Raw genomic sequence first — 20137 nt, 5'->3', positions numbered from 1 at the left:
GAGGTTCAAAATGTATTCTGCGCCCACTCGATGCCCGGTCTGCCAATCTGAACTAGAGATCGCCCGTCTGCACTGTTCCACATGCGATACCTCCATCGAGGGTCGTTTCAGCGGCGGACCGATCGCTCACCTTACGCCCGAACATCTCGATTTCATCATCACGTTTGTCCGTTGCGAAGGCAAGATCAACCGCATGGAACAAGAACTTGACCTATCCTACCCGACCATCCGCAACCGACTGCACGAGGTGATCCGCGCGCTCGGGTATGAACCGGGCAAGGATGAGCCTGTCGAAATCACCCCGGAAAAACGGAACACTGTGCTCGAAGATCTGGAATCCGGCAAAATCTCAGCGGATGAAGCCATGCGTATGTTGCGTGGAGAGGAGCAATAAACCATGTCGCGTTCATACCCCATTTCTGGCAATACAAAAATACGAGTGGAGTTGGCTGGCGGCGATCTCAGCGTTGTCGGCTGGGAGGGGAACGAGCTGTTGGTTAAAGGGGACGATAAAGAAGTCCGCGTCGAATCGACGGGTGAGGCTGTTACCGTTTCCTCCACCGACGATCTATCCTTACGCGTTCCCCGCTCAGCGTACATCGAATTCGTCAAAGTTGGCGGGGATGTGTCGCTGCGAGGTGTCGCCGGGGGATGCGAACTCAAAGAAGTGAGCGGCGATCTGTCGGTCCGTGATGTCGGTTCGATCTCGATCGATACGATTCAGGGCGATATTTCACTATCGAATGCGCGGGGAAACGTGTTCGTCAAAAACATTCACGGCGACGCGTCTCTGCGCGAAGTGGATGGCGATGTGACGATTGAAATGCTGGCTGACGATCTCTCCCTGCGCGGGGTGCGAGGCAACTTGCGCGTCATCAACTTGCACGGCGACGCCTCCATCCATGGCGTGGACGGCAGTGTCGTTCTCGATTCGGTGGCGGACGATCTTGCCTTGCGCGGTACGCGCGGCGATGTGCGGGTCAATGTGGGGGAGGATGTGGTCGTCTACCTTGACCCGCAGTCGGAGGCTGAGTACTCCATTAATGCCGGGGAGGATATTCTAGTGGTGCTGCCGAAGAATACGAACGCCACGCTCGATATCCGCGCCGATGAAATTTACATGGATTGGAACGGCTTCCAAAACGATGATTCGACCGAGCGCGTGGTTGTGCTTGGCAATGGCGCGGCAAAGCTCTTGCTCAATGCGGGCGGGGAGGTGCGGGTTTCGAACCGCGCCGACGCCGGCGAATCAGCCGACGAGTGGGGCAACTTTGCGGGCCTGAACTTCGACTGGTCCGATTTTGGCGAACGCATTTCACGCAAGGTGGAGCAGGCTACGGCGCGCGCAACCAAACGGGCAGATGAAGCGGTGCGCCGGGCGGAGCGTCACGCGGCGCGGCAGGCTGGTCATGCAAAAAGAGGGTTGGTCATCGGTCGTTGGAATTGGGATTTCAAAGGCGCGCCGAAACCGCCGGTTCCTCCCGAACCTCCCTCTGAACCGGTTTCAGAGGAGGAACGCATGGCGATTTTGAAAATGCTCGCCGAGAAAAAGATCACCGCCCAGCAAGCCGAGGAACTGTTGAACGCCCTCGATGGAGGTAAATAATGTCATCGGAAGAACGCCAGAAGATTTTGCAAATGGTGGAAGAGGGGAAGATCTCTGCCGAAGATGCCGCGAGCCTGATGCGCGCCCTCGATGAGGACGCGGAAGACGCCGGGGCTGAGATGGAAGTCATCCAGCCCGAACCAAGCTCAGGCTGGGAGAACGACGCGTCGGGCGAGACGAGGCGAACCGCGGCTCCCGAGTTCGATCAGATCAAAATGCGGGCGCGTCGCTTCGCGTTGATCCCGTTGTGGGTGGGTGTTGTTGTCACTGTGTTTAGCGCATGGGCGATTTATGCTATTCAGCAAAATGCCGGCGTAAATTTTTGGTTTTACTGCATGATTCTTCCATTGATGTTGGGCGTGTTGTTGATCGCGCTCGGTTCGGGCGGGCGCTCTGCGCGCTGGATTTATGTTGATGTGGATCGCCGCGACGCGAAGCCCGGTGATGGACCGCGGCGTATCACGTTGGGTCTTCCCGCGCCGCTGGGCTTGTTGGGTTGGTTCTTCAGCACGTTTGGTCAGAACATCGAAGGCATGGGTGAAGGCAAAGGCAGGGCAATTGCGCATCTGATGGAAGCCGCCATGACCTCCGACGAGCCGTTGATGGTCAACGTGGACGATGACGATACGCATGTGCAGGTTTATATTGGCTAGGAGTTGAAATGACAGATGTTGTAAAAAAACAACCGTTGTTGAGCGGCTTGCTAATTTTGTTCCTCACCGCGATGATCTTTGCGAACATCGGTGGGAACATGTATGATGGCTTGTTGCCGTTGTACTTGAAGGATTTGAAGGCGTCGATTCCTCAGATCGGTTTGTTCTTCACGCTTTCACAAGTTGTGCCGCTGTTGTTGCAAATCCTCGGCGGATGGGTCTCTGATTCGCTCGGGCGCTTGCGCGCCATCGCCATCGGAAGCGTGTTCGGCGTGATCGGTTTCATTCCGCTGGTGTTGGCAGATACCTGGCACTGGCTGTTGCTGGCGGCGGCTGTCGGTTCGGTAGCGCGCGCGCTGGTGGGACCGAGTTTCGACGCGTTCATTGCGGAACATTCCACAGAGGAGAATCGCGGCAAAGTATATGGCGTTTCGCAGGCGATCTTTATGATTGTGATGGTTGTCGGTCCGCCGGTGGGCGCGTGGTTGGCTGGTTCTTATGGATTCAAATTCATGTTGCTCACTGCGGGTATCTTTTACTTGATCGGCGCGGTGATGAGAATCGGGATGGCGCGCGAAGCCGCGAAGGGACAGACCTCCAAGCCGACGCTGTCTCTCGCCGGGTTGAAATCGAACCTCGGCGCAATGTTCGGCTTGATCTTCTCTGGCGGACTCATGACATGGATTTTGATCACCGATGGTTTCCGCGATGTCTCGTTTCAACTCTCAGGGAACTTGTTCCCGGTCTACATGCAGGATTTCGGCCGCTTGAGTATTCAGCAGATCGGCTGGGTCAATTCATTATTCGGCTTGAGTATGATGTTGACCATGATTCCCGGCGGCTGGCTTTCGGATAAAGTAGGCGAGCGCGTGGGGATTGCCTCTGGTATGATTCTGATGGCGGCCGCGTTGTTTCTTTTGATCAACATCCCGCAGGGAAATTCGGCATTGTATTTCATAGGTTGGGGCATGGCAGGAACGGGAGTCGGTCTCATGTCTCCCGCCTATCAATCGTTGATCAGCAAATCTGTGCCGCAACATTTGCGCGGAACGGCGTTTGGATTGTTCAGCACCAGCTTGGGCATCGTTTCGCTCCCCGCCCCGTGGATCGGCGCGCAATTATGGGATCGTGTCAGCCCGCAATTCCCGTTTACAATCACCGCGATCGCCCTGTTGTTGACGGTCGTTCCGATCTGGTTGAAGTTCAAACTTCCAAAATTGGAGACGTCGGCAACTACAGCGGAAGAACCTGTCAAAGAATCTACCCTCACCCCTGAACTGGGGTCGTAACGGAGGTCGTCATGGCATCGACAGAAGAACGAATGAAAATTTTGAAAATGATCGAGGAAGGCAAACTCAGCGCGGAGGAAGGGACGAAACTGCTCGCGGCGTTGAGCGCCAAACGTCCGCTTGCGCCTCGCGCGCCGGGGATGCCTGGCGGCGCCAAGTGGCTGAGGATCCGCGTCACCGACACGCGCACGGGCAGGTCGAAGGCTTCGGTGCAGATCCCGCTCGCGTTGGTAGACGCGGGTCTGAAGATCGGCGCGCATTTTGCCCCCGAGGTGGAAGGCGTCGATATGTCCAACGTGATGGAAGCCATCCGCTCGGGCATGACCGGCAAGATCATCGACGTGACCGACGGAGAAGACGGCGAACACGTGGAGATTTACGTCGAGTAGCCGGAGCAACTTCAATCGAGGAGAAACGCGCATGGCGAACACATCCAACCGCCCAAGCGGCATGTTCGGTTTTACCATCGTCTGGATCGGGCAGATCGTCTCGGTGCTTGCCAGTTCGATGAGTCAGTTTGCGTTGACCATCTACATGTTCAATGAGACCGGCAGCGCGCTCGCGATGGGGACGATGCAGGTGTTCTTCATCACGCCATTTTTATTGATCTCACCGCTCGCCGGTGTGTGGGTGGACCGCTACAACCGCAAGATGATGATGATGGTCAGCGACGTTGGCGCAGGCATTGCCACAATGATCATCTTGGTGTTGCAAGCGCTGGGAATCCTTGAATATTGGCACTTGTATGGCGCGTCTATTATTTATGGGTTGAGCATGGCATTCCAATGGCCCGCCTATTCCGCCGCAATTTCCACAATGATATCGAAGGAACAACTGGGCAAGGCAAACGGCATGATGTCGCTGATCGAAGCGGGACCCCAGGTGATTGCGCCAATTTTGGCTGGCGCGTTATTGCCCATGATTACGCTCACGGGCGTCTTGTTTCTGGATGTGATCACTTTTTTGTTTGCTATAGGCGCGTTGATGGTTGTCCATATTCCGCAACCAGCGCGGTCGGAAGAAGGGATGAAATCGCAGGCTGGAGGAATTCTCAGCGAAGCCGCGTATGGGTTCAAATATATCTTTGCCCGCCCCAGCCTGTTGGGTTTGCAGATGGTTTTTTTCTTTGGGAATCTCTTCGCGGGCATCGGCTTTACCGTTCTCGCGCCCATGATCCTGACGCGCGCGGGCGGCGATAGCCTGGCGTTCGGAACGGTTCAATCGGCGGGAGCCATTGCCGCTGTGGCGGGAGGCGTTCTCATGAGCGCGTGGGGCGGATTCAAACGCCGCGTGCATGGCGTGCTCTTCGGTTGGATTCTCTGCGGGGTGGGCATGGCAATCGCTGGGTTTGCCGGAGGGTTGCCCGTTTGGATCGTGGGTATTGCGCTGGCGTCGCTTTTTAGCCCGCTGGTGAACGCATCCAACCAAGCCATCTGGCAATCGAAAGTTTCATCCGACCTGCAAGGGCGCGTTTTCTCTGCCCGCCGTTTAATTGCATGGCTTACCAATCCCATCTCTCCGCTCATCGGCGGCGCGCTTGCAGACTTTGTGCTTGAACCCGCCGCAATGGCGGGGACCGGTTTGCCTTCCGCGTTATCCGACCTCGTTGGCGCGGGAGCGGGAGCCGGGATGGGAACTTTGATCGTTTTCTGCGGGCTGGCTTCCGCATTGACCGGTCTGGCTGGTTACTTTTTCAATTCCATCCGCAACGCCGAAACCATTTTGCCTGACCACGACAGCCTTGCAAGGACAGACGGGCAGATGGCTTGACGCCAGTTAAATTTTACAAGGAATTTACAACGAACAACCCTGGTCAAGGGTTGTTTTCTTTTTTGGGCTGTGTTATTCTCCCGCTCAGATGTCATTATCGAATTGGGCTTTGCCCTTCCAGCGTCCGCGGGGACTGCGAGGGATCTTCATCATCTGGTTTGGGCAGATGGTTTCCGGAACCGCCTCCGCCATCGCTTTTTTTGCGCTCCCCGCGTGGATCTTGAGCAACACCGAATCGAGCGGCAACGCTCTCGGCTCGTGGGAGTCGTTGTACTTCGCCTCCTACCTTGTTGTCATCCTTTTTGCCGGCGTATTTGTTGACCGCTATCCGCGTAAAGCTATGATGCTGGTGTACGATGTGCTCTCGCTCATTGCGGCAGTGCTTTTGTTGGTCTTTGAGCGAGCGGGGACTCTTTCCATCTGGCATCTGTATCTGGCGGGGATGTTACAAGGGATCGGCTATGCTTTCCAATCGCCATCCTACTCTGCGGCGATCACCACAATGGTATCGAAAAAATATTTTGTGCGCGCCAACGGTTTCCTTGCCCTGCTCGATAGCGCGCCCGGCATTATTGGGCCCTTGCTCGCCGTGTTCCTGTTTCGGTCCATTGGGTTGGCGGGCATCCTGGTCGTCAACCTGCTCTCGTACGCCGTTTCCATCACAGCGTTGTTAAGCGTCGACGTTCCGCTAACCCCGCACACCGAGGAAGGGGAGCGCGCGCAACACGGTTTCCTCAAAGAAGCGATGTACGGCATCCGTTATATTTTTCAACGCCCGGGCTTGTTGGGTGTAATGCTCATTTTCTTCTTTGGAAACTTTTTCTCCGGGGTTGCGCTTTCGGTCACATCCCTATTCACCATGGTCTCGCTCCGCACAGGCGGCGACCCCAGTTCGGCGGGCACGGCGCAATCTGCCGCGGCATTTGCCGCGCTGGCTGTAGGAATTGTCCTCACCACCCTCGGCGGGATTCGACGCCCGGTGCGCGCTATTATTTTGGGCTGGGTGTTGTCGAGCCTGTTCGGGCTGTCGCTTCTGGGCATCGGAAAAATATTGGTCTTCTGGGTAATCGCCGCCGTTGTCGATGCGGCATTCGAACCGATGGTCAATGTTTCGCTAGATTCTTTCCTGCAAGCGAAAGTTCCCCCCGACGTGCAAGGACGCGTCTTTGCTGCCAGTGAATTTTTAGCGCAAGCCATGATACCTCTTACGCCCCTTGTGGCTGGTTTTTTAGGCGAAGGAATCTTTGAACCCGCCATGCAAGCGGGCGGACAACTCGCGCGCTACTTCGGCTGGATCGTCGGCACGGGGCCCGGTTCCGGCTTCGGCTTGATGATCTTCCTCTGTGGCATGGCTGGCACGCTAGTGGGACTCTCCGGTTACTTCGTTCGCGCCATCCGCGATGTGGATGTGATCCTGCCCGATTTCGATACCCTGCCGAAGATCCCAAACCCTGTTCAGCCTGAAATCCCCGCTAAAAAGAAACGCGCCGCAAAACCCCGCCCGAAAAAATAATGCTGATTTGATTTCCGTAACGCGACATTCATGTCGCTCTTTCTCGAGACCACCACACCTTGATGGATGAACAGCATAAAATCAAACAGGCTGAAGACTCTAGACTCCTCAGCCTGTTATTTTTCATGTGCGAGTTAGCAACACCCGCCGCCACAGCCACTACCGCCGCAACAGGTTTCGTCACAGATCACGTCCAGTTCCATATCGTTCACCTCCTTTCGTGGATGATTTTTCCAAGGGAAATCACTTGGGCTTGTAAGCGGTAATCTTCGCGCTGTAGACCGCCCGATACACTGCCTCGCGCGGATATTGATTCACGTCCAATTTCATTTCATCGAGCGCGGAATCCACAGTTTCTTTATCGAAGAACACCGGCGTAACCGAAACATCCGTGAAGCCGACGGCTTCCATCATGCCGATATATTCGCCCGCTTGCACGGCGCCTGCCACGCATCCCGCCCACGCGCTCAGGCTTTGTTTTACCGCCTCAGGTAATAGACCCTCGGTGACAATATCTGAAACCGCCAGTTTGCCGCCGGGCTTGAGTACGCGGAACGTTTCGGCGAAAACTTTCGACTTGTCCGGTGAAAGATTGATCACGCAATTCGAGATGATGACATCCACCGTGTTCGATTCGACGGGCAAGTCTTCGATGTATCCCTGTCGGAATTCAACGTTGGTGAGGTTCATCCGCTGCGCACTGGATTTGGCGCGTTCGATCATTTCAGGCGTCATGTCCACGCCGATCACATGACCGGTCTCGCCGACTTTCTTCGCCGCAAAAAAACAATCCAGCCCCGCGCCGGAGCCGAGATCGAGGACGACCTGTCCCGCTTGCAGAGACGCGAGCGTGATTGGGTCGCCGCATCCGTAACTGACAGCCGTTTCGCCTTCGGGAAGGGTCGTGAGCAATTCGGCGGGGTAGAGGGCGCTCTCGGATGTGGAACAGCAAGCCGAGCCGCCTCCGCAACAGGAAGCGTTGCTCTTGATCCGTTCCGCGTAATGCTCGCGGACGGCATCGTGAATGGAAGTATTCGTAGTCATTTTGTCTCCTTGTATCGAAGCCTATCTATATGTTTTTGCATAATAAACGGGATGCCGCCTGGGATGGCATCCCGCGTTTAGCTTTGAATGGTCTGTTTAACGGTCAGCGTGGTCTCCGATTCGGGCGCGAACTTGAGCATGATCTGACCACAGCACACGGCGATACGTTCCTGATAGAGTGTATAGAATGTTTGCTTGCCTTCCTCGCGGACGTTGACGAGACCGGCATCGCGCAGGATGGCGAGATGATGAGAGATGGTGGGTTGAGTGAAGCCGATTTTTTCAACGATCTCATTGACCGAGAGTTCGCGACAACAACACGCGCTCATGATCTTCTGGCGCGTATCGTCGGCGATGGCTTTGGCAAACAGGACGGGATCGAATTTCATGATGAGAACTCTCTCTGCGCGAGATTATATCGAAGGTTGTCTATTTGTCAAGTGATAAAAGACCTCCGAGGTTTTCAAAACCTCGGAGGTCTGATCGCTTACTTGCTTGTCAACACTCCCAGCCGATCCACATACTCCTCCAGCACGGCGAAGGCGTCCTCGATGGGTTGAGTAGTGGTCATATCAATCCCAGCGACGCGATACACATCCATTGGCGATTTCGATGAACCTGCCTTGAGGAAGTTGATGTGATCTTGCGCGGCGTTCGGGACTCCGTCGAGAATCCGTTTGGCGATGGCGTTCGCGGCAGAGATGCCGATGGCGTATTGGAACGAATAGAAGTCAATGTAGAGATGCGTGGTGAAAGTTCCCCACGTGATGCCGACCCGTTGACGGTCCAGATTCATTTCATTGCCATAGCCTTCGCTGAACAAGTCCGCCATGAGTTCGATCATCGAGTCTGCCGTGAGCGGCTGACCCTTTTCCACGCGCTGATGCGTTTCCAACTCGAAGCGCGCGAGCGTGGGCATGATGAAGAAGTAACGATGGAAATTGTCCATGGCTTCTTCGAGCAGGGCGGTTTGAAAATATTTGTTTTGATTCGTCTTGAGCAGATGCGCGCGCGTCATCGCTTGGTTGAAATTCGACGCGGTCTCCGAAATGATCGAAGGGTAGGTGTAATAGATCATCGGTTGAGCGCGGCTCGCATAATATGCGTGCATCGAGTGACCGAGTTCATGCGCGAGCGTGCTCATACTGCCCACATCGTCGGTGTAACTCATCATAATGAACGGATGCGTGTCGCTTGGCACGCGCGTCGAGAAGGCGCCTTGTCGTTTGCCCGCGTTGGGCGACCAATCTACCCATCGGTCATTCAGGCATCCCCGTCGCATGACGCGGACGTATTCCTCTCCCATCGGCGCGAGTCCCTCGCAGATCCAATCCACTGCTTTTTCAAATGAGACTTTGTGAGTCTTCGTTGTGAGCGGCGCCCACACATCATATGGATTCAACGTCTTCACGCCCAATGCTTTGCGGCGAATTTTCCAATACTTGTGCCAGAGCGGTAAATTCTTTTTGAAGATGTTGATGAGATTATGGAACATCTCGATTGGCACATTGCCGTTGAAGAGCGTGGCTTCGAGCGCGGAGTTAAATTTACGCGCCTTCATGTTGAACACGTTGGCTTTGATCGACGCGGTGAGATTGCTCGCCAGCGTGTTCTTTGCTTCAAGATATTTATCGTTGTAATTTTCCCACGCCGATTGACGCGCCTTGCGATCTGGCTCATTGAGGATCGCGTCGAACGTACTTTGGGTCAACTCCACTTTTTTGCCTTTGCTATTTTTCGCGGGCTTGAATTTGAAATCGGCATTCGCCAACAAACTCGCCGTGTTGCGCACTGTGCCAAAAGGATCGCGCAACATGCCCATCAACTCCTCCACCTCAGCACTGCGGACGTGCGCCTGCTTGCGAAAGAGATCGTTGACAAAATGCTCGTAGACTTTCATCCGCGCCTCGGATTGGATCCACTGATGCAACTTCGCTTCACCCACCGACAGGAGTTCTGGTTCCACATAGGACGCCGCCGCGCCCACCTGAGCCAGCGCAGACATCGCCTTCCCGTTCATCGCCGCGCCCTGTTCATCGTTCGCATCCACCGAACTCGACATCGTCGCATACACGCGGACTTTCATCGAGCGTTGTTCGAGCGCGTCCATCGCGTTCATCGCTTCGAGGAACATATCCACGCTATCGCCGAGATGTCCTTTGTATTTCTGGATCGAAGGCAGCGCGTCGAGGATACTTTTCACCTCAGCATCGAATTGACTTGAGGATGCAAACACGCTTTCAGCGTTCCACGTTTGGTTCCTCTTCACTTTTGCGCGGGGTAGGGGGGCAGGCATGATGGGTCTCCTTTGTGTTTTTCAATGAGGTGATAAATTTCTCACGGTCATATCATTTGCGCTATAGTAGCTAATTTCTTTTTCTGCAACTCGAATCATTTTGCCCATATGTTTCTGTTTTGAATCTAATAACGAATGGTCGAACAAATTCCTCAGCCGTTGCGGGATTTCACGCGCGCGCGAATCGGATAGGGCAAAGCAGACCATGCAAAATTGCCCGCTGATTGCAGTCTTTCGCCAAAAATCCTGTTCGTTGATCGTGACGAAGGTGGGTTGATTTTCCTGTTGAAGGAGTTTTGGTATGGCGTCATCTTTGATGACCGTGTTAGGACGCAAGTCCGTAATGAAACAAATCGCTCCCTGATACCAGCGAGCGATCTGTTCTTCGATATTTCGACCCAACAGTTGTTCGTCGAGGACGATCATCAGGCTGTTTCCAATTGAGGCAATGACTTGACGAATTGACTGGCGATCAGTTGGATTGCTTCAATGACCGCCTCGCGCGAAATTGTATTGCGGTACCCCGCAACGATTTGGTCCATGTTCTCGCCTGCGGCTAAACGGTCTAATGTTCCAGTGATCTCGATCCGTGTGTACTTGAACGTGGGACGCCCATTACAAACCCCAGGCGCGCGGACAACGTATTCTCCAAGCGGATAGTATTGATACGGTTCGTTCCCCACGGTTTCAGTGATTAACTTTTCCATTGGGTCTCTCTTTCGCTTGGATCAAATTATAAGAATCTCTCGCGAATCATGCAAGTAGTTGATTCTCCCTGTCCTCGTGCCTGATGTTACGCGCCGTCCCGCAGGTTTGACGGGACGGCGCGTAAGGTGAGTTACAAATCCTGAAACGTCACTCGATTTTTGGCGAGGTAAAGTATCTGCCGAGGAAATCTTTCACCAGCATCCAGCCGGTCCAACAGCCGTCGATCTGTTCGCCGAGTTTGACCTCGATCCATACCGAGCCGTCTGCGAGGCGTTGTACCTTGCTAGTGTTGACGTACCAATACGTGTTCGGCATGGCGGAGGAAAGGATCTTCGTCCCGCCGGGCGCATTGCGGATGTATAACCCGTCTTTGTACGTGATCTTCACCAGCTTGAAGAAGTCCGCGCTTGGAGGCTGGGTGGGGGAGGATGGCGGAGGCGGCGGGGGATAATTCGGCGGAGGCGTGCCAGCGCCGACAGGCAGGTAGATCACTTGTCCCGCGTAAATGAGACCTGGATTCGTGATCTGCGGATTCACCGCAAGCAACGCGGCTACGCTTGCCCCGGTCTTTTGGGAGATAATGCCGATGGTGTCGCCCCATTGCACGGTGTAGGTGCCGCCATACGTCGGTTGTGAAACGGGCGGCTGGGAATATCCAGTGGGGATGTAGAGCGTCTGCCCGGCGTAGAGCCACCATCCCAGCCCGGGGTTGGCGGCGCGGATGGCGTCCACGGTGGTATCGCACGTCAGCGCGATGCCGCCGAGCGTGTCGCCCCATTGGACGGTGACGTAGGCGGGACATTGCGCCCATGCCCGCGCTCCTCCCGCCGAAGCGAAGGACGCGATCAGGAGCATGAAAACCAGCGCGATTTGAACGATTCTCTTGGTCATTGCATCTTCTCCTTGGTTGGCTCGAGCGCGGCTCTTCTCGCGCGTCGATGCTTCAAGAATACTCGAAAAGAATCTTTTTTTCAACCGAAAGATGAGGATTTTTGCTGACTCTTCATTCTCATTATGGATGTTGTAGTATCCGAGTTCCACAGGCTGATTGATGGTCTCGATCATGTTGGATGATGCTCTGTTGGGCTTGTGGCAGTACTAGACCGCCAGCCGCCTCATCAGGGAGGATGGCGCATGGCGCAAAAACCATGCGATCCATCTCCAACGACCGGGCGTGTATATCTCCTGCCGCCGTTGACGGATTCCGCGCCAGATATCCGACACTGCGGTCTCTACCGGCGCAACCCAGAAACTTGCGCCGGCATTTTGAAGCATGTCGGTGGAAATAAAACCCGGTTTTACGGTCAAGATATGCACGCCATATCGGGACAGGCGATTCCGAAGCGATTCGAGATAGGTGTTGAACGCAGCTTTCGATGTGTTGTAGGCAGGCGCGCCGCTTCGTCCGCGCTCGCCGCCGACCGAGCTGATGCCTACGATCTGCCCGCGGCCTTGCGATTGAAAATAGGCGGCCGCCTGATTGAGCCATGCCATCGCGCCGAGAATGTTGGTTTGCATGACCTCCATATCTTTCGAAAAATTGAACTCGTGTTTTCCTGTGGGGATTAGAACTCCCGAGTTGAAGACGATCAAATCCAATCCGCCGAGGAGTTCGATGGCTTGTAGAAAGTCCATCGGAACGGAATCGAAATCGGTAACATCGTGAACGATGAAGCGAGCAAGTCCTTCCCGAATCTCGGATCGAATGCGCTGACAAAGCGTTTTGAGTTTCTCTTCGCGCCTCGCCAGCAAAACGAGTTGATATCCCTCGCGGGCGAGTGTGAGCGCCAGTTCCGCGCCGATACCGCTGGAAGCGCCGACGATAATCGCGCGTTTCACTTTCATATTTTGCATTGTGATTTCCTAGATCATGATGAGTGGGGTAAGCAGATCGTATACCATCCCGATGATGATCGCGCCGGCGACTAATGTCCCGAGCACGATGGCGATCACACGCCAGCGGGCAATGGTGAGCGCGCCGGTCAGCGCGCCTATGGACGTGCCTGCGCCCGTGATCAGGAATGCCAGCGCTGCCCCCTCGCTCATGCCCGAATCCATGAAGGCGCGGACGATTGGCATGGAAGCCTCGGTATTGAGATAGAAAGGAATTCCGAGTAATGCCGCGAGTGGAATGCTGAAGGTCTCTCCGGAACCGAAAACATTTTGAATCCAGTCTTGCGGAATCAACTCGTTCAGAAAATAGCCAATGAAGGAGAAGCCAAAGAACATCAATGCTAATTTCCACGACACCTCAAAAAATTCACGCAAAGTCGCCCGAACAGTGACCTTTGGTTTGCCGGGGCGGGGAAGTGGCTCAAGCGCTGGCGAGGCAGTTTCACGTTGGGAAGAGAGGCGGGCTTGATCCTTCAGCCAGCCGCGCGATTCGACAAATCCGGCGAATGCTCCGCCAGTCAATCCCAAAATGATGGAGGATGCCATGAAGGCAATGGCGAATGGCCAGCCAAACAACCCAGCGCTATAGATCATTTGTTGAGGAGAGGTCAGCGGAGATGCGACAAGGAACGCCACAATGGGCGCCCATGGAATGGTGGAAGCCATCATGCCGAGAACCACAGCTGTGGTGCCGCACGAACAAAATGGGGTAGCCACAGCGAGCGCGGTGGACATAACGACACTGTTACGTTGGTTGCGTTTGAGGAAGGCCGCCACGCGGTCTTGGTCTATGAAGAGTTTGAGCGCCACACTGATGACAACGCTCAATAAGAGAAGGGGCCAAAGACCGAAAAAGGTCTCTGTGGCTTTACTGAAGGCAAACTGAGATGTTTCGAACAGGTTCATGGGTGAAGTCCTTTATATAGATGTATGTCTATGTGTAATGGCAAAAAAATAGCCCGACACGCGCCTCTGAGCCTTGCGTGTCAGGCAGGAAAGGCAAAGCGCGTTCAGAAGTGGTCCGTCGTTCGCGGCGTTTCGGATTTGCGCCTGCATTTGCAGAACCCGCAAAGCGATGCGCCGCGGGTTAATAGAAAAAGCAACCCTCTTTCCATGGTTCCTCCTTTTCTAAAAATTTTGCAGAATCTTCCCGTGCAATTGAACTGAAAACTTGATTAAATCCAACTCCAATGAAACATAGACAATCTTCTATATGACATTATATGGAAGTTTGTCTATTTGTCAAGGCGCTACCGAACATGCAGAATTCCGCCCTGGTCTACAGTCGGCTTCGTGGACCAATTCCTTGGAGAACCGAACCATTTACTTGTAATATGATCTCATGTGCCAATCAAGGATTCATTTGCCCGTTCAGCCATGTATGGATGGCGTTCTCTATTTCCTCGGGCTTTTTCACGATCAGAAAATGATCGCTATCTATTTCCACGTAGGTTCCCAACTCTCCAACCTCCGCCGCAAATTGACGCGCCATCGCAGGTGGGACTCGTTCATCGCGCGCGCCTTCAATGATGAGAACAGGCAAACCCATCCCTCTGACACCGGTCCCGTTCGTGAAGCCGTCAATAAAGAACAAGCCGACAAGTCCGCTTTCGTTCCCCAATTCGGAAGCCAAACGCCCCATACTGAAGCCCCCATTGGAAAAACCGCCGAGATAGAATCTTGTTATACCTTGCCTTCTAAGATACTCAAAAGTACGTTTCAGGATCTGATGACCGCGCGGTTTCCACCATTGACCTGTCCATTCTGTGGATGGGCAAACGGTCATGCCGCCGATGTCTTTTACGGCTTGCGCAATTTCCCAACACTGCGCTGTGACGTTTCCCATGAAGCCGTGGAGAAAGATCACTCCAAATGTCGGCTGTTCCCGCGGCTGAATAATGACCGCATCGAAGGCGTCTGGTTGTTGAAGGTTCAGATACGTGCTGATGATAGGAGATGGGTACATGCCTTGAGTTCTCATCTCGGAGTATGCCGCCTCGAAAGCAGGGACAAGACCCTCATGCTCGCGAGTGGAATCGCCTCCAATGAAATGAAACAACTCCTCGCCAAAAATGAGAGCGTCCTGTTCGTCAATGATAGAACCCAGCCAGCGCGGACCGTGCCCTTCGGGCAGTGTGACCATGCGAATTTCGGATGACTGATTCTGCCCCATGAGAATCGATCGGGCGGCGATGACTAGACAGAATCCGAGCGCACCGGCGAAGATCAATTTCAGGGATTGTTTGTATGACAGAGGGACAGCGATCAATCCAAGCACAAGCAGTGAGCCGACGAGCAGATACAGCGCTCCCGAACTTGTTATCGGCAGTCTACAGGTTAAAACGATCAGCGTCAGCAGAGGCGGCGCAAGAAGAATACCCAGCAGGCGGAGCGCATAGGGAAAAATCGGTCGCATCAATCCACATCTCAATATTTTCGACAAGTTCAGTAGGAGATTTTATCGTTGATCGGGTCTTGGCGTATCCGGCATAAGAGCAAGGTGGCGATGATCGATCACCATTGTTCTTATCGAAGAGTTGATGCCGCTTCGGTCTGGCGTAAATCTGCAATCAAAGGCAATGAGAATCTCAATGAACAGCTCGCCGTACGCAGAACGTCCCGAAGGTTCTCGTTAATCAAGTCTGGTTTTATCCAAACCATCGGGATGGCGCGTAATAGCAGTGAATAGTTCAAACATCTCGTCGTCTTATGATTCCCAAAACTTCATGATCCCACCGAGCCCCAAAAGGATCACCCCCAAAGCGCCTCCCGCAAGCAGAAGCAACGGTGTGAATGCTCCGCCAATTCCGCCATACAGATACGTCCACAGCCAGACCTCGCCGTTTTCGAGCAGCGCCACTTCCACATGCGCCGAATTCTCCGCAGACACGACGCAGTTCCTGCTTGAGCGCGCAACGACTTTCCCTGGCGGCGAAGAGACGCTGAATCGGCTCTGATCGTCGAGTTGGCAGGGTGTGGCATTCATGTCTTCGGTTACCTCGTCATATAACTTCCATGGCTCATTAGCCCACAGACCTCTTCTATACACGTTACTGCTTTCCGTGGCGGCAAGGATCAACCCGAAATCGGTCAATTCGATGGTGATGGCTCGTTCGGGGAGAGGTGAGAGTCGCTCCCATTTCGTCCCCAGTCCGGGGAACGCCACAGTGAAGAAGTAACAACCGAATACGATCACAATCCAAATGATCGCCACCGTCAACATGCGATTTGCCCGAGAAGCCATGTTGCGCTCGTTTCTGCCTGCCGATTGCGCAGACTCTCGCATTATATTCCATCGCCACTGTAAGGTTGCGGCCGCGCACGTGTTCATAAACACGGGCTATGCGGTACTGCCAGCGTTGACGATGGCGTCGGCTTGTTTATCCTATTCCGTTGACTTGCAGATCAAACAAGGTATCCGAATCGACATCATACTTGAATTGAAAAAAACAATCGCCGCCATCGAGCACCATAACAAACTCCTCTCGCCAATCGATATCAAAACTACTGCAAAAGAAATTGGCGTAGACGATTCGCTTTTCATCCAGAACGATGCCGATGTATTGGCGGTTGTACTCATCGAGTCTTTCCCAAACAGGCGTTCCTTGCTCATAAAAGCGATCTGAATTTTCTTGCAGGAAAACGGCTACGCCATCTTCAAGGGCAAAGACGCTCTCTTGAGCAGGCGTCCAATAGTCAGCGGTATGACCACTCGTTGTTACCCAACCAGCGACGCCTAATTTTCTTGCTTGTTGTTCAGGAAAGATCGTCCAGTGTTCGCCCTGTAAATTCTGAGCAGGGGAGGAACATGCAACAATAAGGTGCAACGCGAACGCAATATAAACGAAACAAAATGTAATTCGCCTGGCAATCATGAGAGTGTCACTCCTGTATGTTTTATTCCAACGTCAAATTTCCTAGCCACCTGACACTTTTCTTTTTTTGGGCGCTGAGAAACACAGATGAACGCGGAGGTTTCAAAAAAACAAGCAAACATTGATCAGCGTTTTCAGCGTTCACGCCGCACTGGCGCTCGGCGCAAGTGTCTGGGTCCTATTTTTAGAACTATCAGGTAGGCAGCAAATTTCCACTTTGATCGAATGAAAAATACGGATTGTACGCCACCTCCCACAGAAACCCATCGGGGTCGGCAAAATAAGAACTGTACCCGCCCCAAAAGACCTTCTGCGGTTCTTTCACGATCTTCACGCCTTTTGATTTCAAGTCCGCGATGATCTCGTCCACTTCCGTTTCGCTTCTTGCGTTGTATGCCAATGTGAACCCTGCAAAGCCGCTCCCTTTTGCGGATGTCAACGCATCTTCTGCCAACTTCTCGCGCGGATAAATCGTAAACACAACGCCTCCCGCCTGAAAAAAAGCGACATCGTCACTGCTCGCGCTGGCTGGCTTCCAGCCGAGAGTTTCCTCGTAAAATTTTTTCGACTTCTCGAAATCCCTCACGCCCAAAGTGACAAGATGTAAACGTTGTTTCATGACCTGACTCCTCGATGCTGGATTATCCCACGGCGCGATGCCACGCTTGCCCGCTTGTTGCTTTATGCAAAGTGAGAAATAAATTCGCCAGGCGAAAGAATCTTGATTTTTTGATATTCGCCAATCGTCAGCAAATGGTTGTCGCTTGATATGATAAAGGATGCATTCCCTGCAATCGCGCATTCGATAAATTTATCATCATCAGCATCTGCGTGAACCATTTTCAACTCTCCGGGTATTTCAACCTGTTCCCCATATTTACGAATATCGGCAACGACCGTGTGGATTTGATTTTCTGTATACTTGAATTTTTCGCGTAACTTTTCAGTGAGCTCAGCCAGCATCGGATTGCAATACACAGATCGAATTACCCCAGTCCGCGCCAACAGCAGGCAATGATAGGATTTTCCTTTCCACAATAGACCCGAAATCATTGCGCTTGTGTCGAAAACAACGCGATCCGCCATCAAGCCTCATGCAAAATATCGCCGACCAATTTTTCGCGTTGCTCTTCGTTCAAACGATCCCAGTCCATGCCGCGTTGCAAGGCAATCTCTCGAATTCGGTCATCGCCGTATTCAAGCAATTGCTCCAGCGAGTCCATTTCGGGAATCAAGACGCGCAAAAGGGACTGTTTGACGGCGGGTGATAAACGCCGCACCCATTCAACGAGTTGAGGTTCGGGGACTTCAAGCGTGACAGTTTCCATGTCAATACTCCTGATGCTGTGAATTATACAACTGTTTTATCCCGCGTCCCACGGAGCGACTCCGCGCCTGCCCTCGCCTCTCAACGACCTTTGAATTGCCTCGCCCAACCCTGGCAGGACCTCCCCTGTTGCCGCCAGCAGACCGAAGCACCCCGCGATCATCATATCCCCGAACGGGACAGAAAAATACGGTCGCAGACTCCCCCTCTCCCTGTGGGAGAGGGTAGGGGTGAGGGAGAACATGCTCCGCCTCGGTCCCGTCACCACCACATCGAATTCATCCTTCCCAAACTCAAACACCTCATCGGTGTACATCAACGCGCCATGACCCATGTCATTGAAGACATCTTCGTGTTTCAAGGAACCATCTGCAAGTTTATGAATCAACTGTTCGAGTTTCTGCAAATCAATCTCGCCCGTGTGATGCTCAAAGACTCCCTCGATCCCCTTTTTGCCCAGACGAAACGCCAGCGTGTGGAAGTTGCCCACGTTGCAAATGATTTTCTTTTTCCGCGCAGTCACTTGAGGATCAAAGTTTGCTCCAAACACCGCCGCGGGAGCCGTATCCATCACCACCAGCGGACATGGCAACTCTCCCGCCGAATCGACAACCGATTGCAAGCGCGTCATTATTTTTGGAACATCGTGTGATAAATAAGCAAACGCAGAAAGTGAGTTCTTGGCTTTTATTCTTTCATCCAAATAATCAAACCGAAACTGCCGATCCGAAACCCCCGCAGGCGCATTGCCATGATCGAACACCGCCACCGCGATTGCAGATAAGTCATCAAGTGAAACACCATAATCCCTGAACGTCTTGGAAATCAACTCAAAATCAAAATCCCTCAACTCCAAACTTTCCACTTTCCACTTTAAACCTTCAACCTCATCTTCTCCAACTATCTTTATCCCCAACGCCTCCACCTTCTCCAACTCATCATTGATCGTCGTCGCCGCAGACGGGGTCATGTACACGGGAATCCCTGCCCGCGCGTATTCTTCGATTGCCCACGCCGAAGGACCGCCTCCCATTTGATGCCCGGTGAGCAGGATCGGGGTCCGCGAAAGAAGCGACTGCTTGAGGCGGCGATGAACCATCATGGTCGGCGAAGGCAGGACGAGTTTGAATCCGTTCTCGAGGTCGAGATTCGAATCGTAGAGGAAAATATCCTGCGTGCCTGTGCCGATGTCTACTGTGAGAATTTTCATATTGCCCGTAAGACAAACTTCAGTTTGTCGTTACACCTCGATTCCCAACCACATCCGAATGAAATACCCGATGATGAATGAGAACAACGCCACGCCGAGACTCAGCCCCGCCATCTCCAAAAACCGCGCGCGGAATGATTCATCTTTCGCCACTGAGATGTAGTAATTGAACGCGGCGATGATGATCACGGCGGTGGTCAATGCCCATGCCAGATCGAAAAAATAATTTTCGAACAAAAGATATGGGAGGATAAGCAGGAAGACTGTGCAGATGTAGGCGATACCCGTGTAGAGCGCAGCGCGGGCGGGATTCTTGTTTGTGTTCTCCGAACGCGTGGAGAGATATTCGCTCGCCGCCATAGACATCGCCGCCGCGATGCCCGTGATCAAACCCGAAAGGGCGATCAACTTCACGTTTTGCAGGGCAAGCGTAAGTCCCGCGAGAGCGCCGGTGAGTTCCACGAGCGCGTCGTTGAGTCCCAGCACCACCGAGCCTGCGTATTCGAGTCGCTCCTCGCTCAACATGGCGATCAACTGTTCCTCGTGTTCGTCTTCCTCGTGTTGAATCCGCGCCGCGTCTGGGATGACCTCCGCGACGGATGCGTAATTCTTTTGCGCCTTCTCCTCGCCGCGTTCCATGAGTTTGACGCCAAACGTGTACCCGAACACGCGGCTGACGAAGTAATACCACCACACTTTGAGCCATTGTGGCTGGACATCAGCGCCGCTGTGCTGTTTCCATTCATTGTAATGACGCAGTTCGTCCTGCGAGATTTTTTCCAGTAGCCTTGCGTTTTCAGGCGACTTGATCCGTTTCGCAAGCCTGCTATAAATGTGATATTCGGTGATCTCGGCGCGTTGAAAATCCAATATTTTTTGTTGCACGTCTGCAGAAAGTTGCATGGTCGTCTCCTTGAGGCTGTGTTTGTATTGTAAGCCATTTTATAACGGAT

Annotated in this window: 23 protein-coding genes; 7 read left to right on the top strand and 16 right to left on the bottom strand. The window is 53.4% G+C overall.

Annotated features, from left to right (window positions below):
• Positions 1-10: 10 nt before the first annotated feature.
• The 7 genes from AC16KF_RS01865 (at position 11) to AC16KF_RS01835 (ending at position 6831) form a co-directional block, all read left to right on the top strand.
• Positions 11-394, top strand: coding sequence for a DUF2089 family protein (locus tag AC16KF_RS01865; RefSeq protein WP_484035586.1), 384 nt, complete (start codon positions 11-13; stop codon positions 392-394).
• A gap of 3 nt (positions 395-397) precedes the next feature.
• Positions 398-1606: an SHOCT-like domain-containing protein gene (locus AC16KF_RS01860; RefSeq protein ID WP_484035585.1), complete on the top strand. Its 1209-nt coding sequence runs from the start codon at positions 398-400 to the stop codon at positions 1604-1606.
• Positions 1606-2259 carry an SHOCT-like domain-containing protein gene (locus AC16KF_RS01855; RefSeq protein WP_484035584.1) on the top strand — a complete coding sequence of 218 codons (654 nt, stop codon included), beginning with the start codon at positions 1606-1608 and terminating at the stop codon, positions 2257-2259. The genes AC16KF_RS01860 and AC16KF_RS01855 overlap by 1 nt, the downstream gene beginning before the upstream one ends.
• Positions 2260-2267: 8 nt before the next feature.
• Positions 2268-3548 (top strand): MFS transporter, encoded by a 1281-nt coding sequence (locus tag AC16KF_RS01850; protein ID WP_484035583.1) that lies wholly within the window; start codon positions 2268-2270, stop codon positions 3546-3548.
• A 32-nt stretch (positions 3549-3580) separates the two neighbouring features.
• Positions 3581-3937, top strand: a complete 357-nt coding sequence (locus AC16KF_RS01845; protein ID WP_484035582.1) for an SHOCT-like domain-containing protein — start codon at positions 3581-3583, stop codon at positions 3935-3937.
• Between the two features lie 31 nt (positions 3938-3968).
• Entirely contained in the window at positions 3969-5318 is a 1350-nt protein-coding gene (locus AC16KF_RS01840) for an MFS transporter (protein WP_484035581.1), read from the top strand.
• An 88-nt stretch (positions 5319-5406) separates the two neighbouring features.
• Positions 5407-6831, top strand: coding sequence for an MFS transporter (locus AC16KF_RS01835; protein WP_484035580.1), 1425 nt, complete (start codon positions 5407-5409; stop codon positions 6829-6831).
• 243 nt (positions 6832-7074) lie between these two features.
• Here the strand turns inward: AC16KF_RS01835 and arsM are convergent, their stop codons facing one another.
• The 16 genes from arsM to AC16KF_RS01755 all read right to left on the bottom strand — a co-directional run bounded on the left by arsM (position 7075) and on the right by AC16KF_RS01755 (position 20087).
• The gene (gene arsM / locus AC16KF_RS01830) at positions 7075-7875 is read right to left on the bottom strand and encodes an arsenite methyltransferase (RefSeq protein WP_484035579.1); all 801 of its coding nucleotides are present in this window, start codon (positions 7873-7875) and stop codon (positions 7075-7077) included.
• Positions 7876-7952: 77 nt separating this feature from the next.
• Positions 7953-8264, bottom strand: a complete 312-nt coding sequence (locus AC16KF_RS01825; protein WP_484035578.1) for an ArsR/SmtB family transcription factor — start codon at positions 8262-8264, stop codon at positions 7953-7955.
• A gap of 98 nt (positions 8265-8362) precedes the next feature.
• A complete protein-coding gene (pepF, locus tag AC16KF_RS01820; protein WP_484035577.1) occupies positions 8363-10171 on the bottom strand; it encodes an oligoendopeptidase F in 1809 nt (602 codons plus the stop codon).
• A gap of 21 nt (positions 10172-10192) precedes the next feature.
• Positions 10193-10597, bottom strand: coding sequence for a hypothetical protein (locus AC16KF_RS01815; protein ID WP_484035576.1), 405 nt, complete (start codon positions 10595-10597; stop codon positions 10193-10195).
• On the bottom strand, positions 10597-10878 hold the full coding sequence (locus tag AC16KF_RS01810; protein WP_484035575.1) for a DUF433 domain-containing protein: 282 nt from the start codon (positions 10876-10878) through the stop codon (positions 10597-10599). Before AC16KF_RS01810 ends, AC16KF_RS01815 begins: the two co-directional genes overlap by 1 nt.
• Positions 10879-11026: 148 nt before the next feature.
• On the bottom strand, positions 11027-11770 hold the full coding sequence (locus tag AC16KF_RS01805; RefSeq protein ID WP_484035574.1) for a LysM peptidoglycan-binding domain-containing protein: 744 nt from the start codon (positions 11768-11770) through the stop codon (positions 11027-11029).
• A 207-nt stretch (positions 11771-11977) separates the two neighbouring features.
• Positions 11978-12733, bottom strand: coding sequence for an SDR family NAD(P)-dependent oxidoreductase (locus tag AC16KF_RS01800; protein ID WP_484035573.1), 756 nt, complete (start codon positions 12731-12733; stop codon positions 11978-11980).
• A 9-nt stretch (positions 12734-12742) separates the two neighbouring features.
• A complete protein-coding gene (locus AC16KF_RS01795) occupies positions 12743-13678 on the bottom strand; it encodes a permease (protein WP_484035572.1) in 936 nt (311 codons plus the stop codon).
• Positions 13679-14123: 445 nt separating this feature from the next.
• Positions 14124-15188 carry an alpha/beta hydrolase gene (locus AC16KF_RS01790; protein ID WP_484035571.1) on the bottom strand — a complete coding sequence of 355 codons (1065 nt, stop codon included), beginning with the start codon at positions 15186-15188 and terminating at the stop codon, positions 14124-14126.
• A 291-nt stretch (positions 15189-15479) separates the two neighbouring features.
• Complete coding sequence (locus AC16KF_RS01785; RefSeq protein ID WP_484035570.1) at positions 15480-16016, bottom strand: hypothetical protein; 537 nt, start codon at positions 16014-16016, stop codon at positions 15480-15482.
• A gap of 136 nt (positions 16017-16152) precedes the next feature.
• Positions 16153-16647, bottom strand: a complete 495-nt coding sequence (locus tag AC16KF_RS01780; protein WP_484035569.1) for a hypothetical protein — start codon at positions 16645-16647, stop codon at positions 16153-16155.
• 193 nt (positions 16648-16840) lie between these two features.
• Positions 16841-17266, bottom strand: coding sequence for a VOC family protein (locus AC16KF_RS01775; RefSeq protein WP_484035568.1), 426 nt, complete (start codon positions 17264-17266; stop codon positions 16841-16843).
• 62 nt (positions 17267-17328) lie between these two features.
• Positions 17329-17733 (bottom strand): putative toxin-antitoxin system toxin component, PIN family, encoded by a 405-nt coding sequence (locus AC16KF_RS01770; protein ID WP_484035567.1) that lies wholly within the window; start codon positions 17731-17733, stop codon positions 17329-17331.
• The gene (locus AC16KF_RS01765; RefSeq protein ID WP_484035566.1) at positions 17733-17975 is read right to left on the bottom strand and encodes a hypothetical protein; all 243 of its coding nucleotides are present in this window, start codon (positions 17973-17975) and stop codon (positions 17733-17735) included. The genes AC16KF_RS01770 and AC16KF_RS01765 overlap by 1 nt, the downstream gene beginning before the upstream one ends.
• A gap of 36 nt (positions 17976-18011) precedes the next feature.
• Complete coding sequence (locus AC16KF_RS01760; protein ID WP_484035565.1) at positions 18012-19184, bottom strand: DUF1786 domain-containing protein; 1173 nt, start codon at positions 19182-19184, stop codon at positions 18012-18014.
• Between the two features lie 30 nt (positions 19185-19214).
• Positions 19215-20087, bottom strand: coding sequence for a VIT1/CCC1 transporter family protein (locus tag AC16KF_RS01755; RefSeq protein WP_484035564.1), 873 nt, complete (start codon positions 20085-20087; stop codon positions 19215-19217).
• Positions 20088-20137: the final 50 nt, after the last annotated feature.

Source organism: Candidatus Defluviilinea gracilis (assembly GCF_057138825.1).
This window is presented reverse-complemented; position numbering and strand designations above follow the sequence as displayed.

Bases quoted from the DNA above. Each gene is read 5' to 3' on its own strand.
- AC16KF_RS01795 (WP_484035572.1), bottom strand. From the start codon at position 13,678: ATGAACCTGTTCGAAACATCTCAGTTTGCCTTCAGTAAAGCCACAGAG.
- arsM (WP_484035579.1), bottom strand. From the start codon at position 7,875: ATGACTACGAATACTTCCATTCACGATGCCGTCCGCGAGCATTACGCG.
- AC16KF_RS01855 (WP_484035584.1), top strand. From the start codon at position 1,606: ATGTCATCGGAAGAACGCCAGAAGATTTTGCAAATGGTGGAAGAGGGG.
- AC16KF_RS01860 (WP_484035585.1), top strand. From the start codon at position 398: ATGTCGCGTTCATACCCCATTTCTGGCAATACAAAAATACGAGTGGAG.
- AC16KF_RS01775 (WP_484035568.1), bottom strand. From the start codon at position 17,266: ATGAAACAACGTTTACATCTTGTCACTTTGGGCGTGAGGGATTTCGAG.
- AC16KF_RS01755 (WP_484035564.1), bottom strand. From the start codon at position 20,087: ATGCAACTTTCTGCAGACGTGCAACAAAAAATATTGGATTTTCAACGC.
- AC16KF_RS01770 (WP_484035567.1), bottom strand. From the start codon at position 17,733: ATGGCGGATCGCGTTGTTTTCGACACAAGCGCAATGATTTCGGGTCTA.
- AC16KF_RS01810 (WP_484035575.1), bottom strand. From the start codon at position 10,878: ATGGAAAAGTTAATCACTGAAACCGTGGGGAACGAACCGTATCAATAC.
- AC16KF_RS01825 (WP_484035578.1), bottom strand. From the start codon at position 8,264: ATGAAATTCGATCCCGTCCTGTTTGCCAAAGCCATCGCCGACGATACG.
- AC16KF_RS01765 (WP_484035566.1), bottom strand. From the start codon at position 17,975: ATGGAAACTGTCACGCTTGAAGTCCCCGAACCTCAACTCGTTGAATGG.
- AC16KF_RS01805 (WP_484035574.1), bottom strand. From the start codon at position 11,770: ATGACCAAGAGAATCGTTCAAATCGCGCTGGTTTTCATGCTCCTGATC.
- AC16KF_RS01840 (WP_484035581.1), top strand. From the start codon at position 3,969: ATGGCGAACACATCCAACCGCCCAAGCGGCATGTTCGGTTTTACCATC.
- AC16KF_RS01800 (WP_484035573.1), bottom strand. From the start codon at position 12,733: ATGCAAAATATGAAAGTGAAACGCGCGATTATCGTCGGCGCTTCCAGC.
- pepF (WP_484035577.1), bottom strand. From the start codon at position 10,171: ATGCCTGCCCCCCTACCCCGCGCAAAAGTGAAGAGGAACCAAACGTGG.
- AC16KF_RS01785 (WP_484035570.1), bottom strand. From the start codon at position 16,016: ATGGCTTCTCGGGCAAATCGCATGTTGACGGTGGCGATCATTTGGATT.
- AC16KF_RS01835 (WP_484035580.1), top strand. From the start codon at position 5,407: ATGTCATTATCGAATTGGGCTTTGCCCTTCCAGCGTCCGCGGGGACTG.
- AC16KF_RS01815 (WP_484035576.1), bottom strand. From the start codon at position 10,597: ATGATCGTCCTCGACGAACAACTGTTGGGTCGAAATATCGAAGAACAG.
- AC16KF_RS01780 (WP_484035569.1), bottom strand. From the start codon at position 16,647: ATGATTGCCAGGCGAATTACATTTTGTTTCGTTTATATTGCGTTCGCG.
- AC16KF_RS01850 (WP_484035583.1), top strand. From the start codon at position 2,268: ATGACAGATGTTGTAAAAAAACAACCGTTGTTGAGCGGCTTGCTAATT.
- AC16KF_RS01760 (WP_484035565.1), bottom strand. From the start codon at position 19,184: ATGAAAATTCTCACAGTAGACATCGGCACAGGCACGCAGGATATTTTC.
- AC16KF_RS01845 (WP_484035582.1), top strand. From the start codon at position 3,581: ATGAAAATTTTGAAAATGATCGAGGAAGGCAAACTCAGCGCGGAGGAA.
- AC16KF_RS01790 (WP_484035571.1), bottom strand. From the start codon at position 15,188: ATGCGACCGATTTTTCCCTATGCGCTCCGCCTGCTGGGTATTCTTCTT.
- AC16KF_RS01865 (WP_484035586.1), top strand. From the start codon at position 11: ATGTATTCTGCGCCCACTCGATGCCCGGTCTGCCAATCTGAACTAGAG.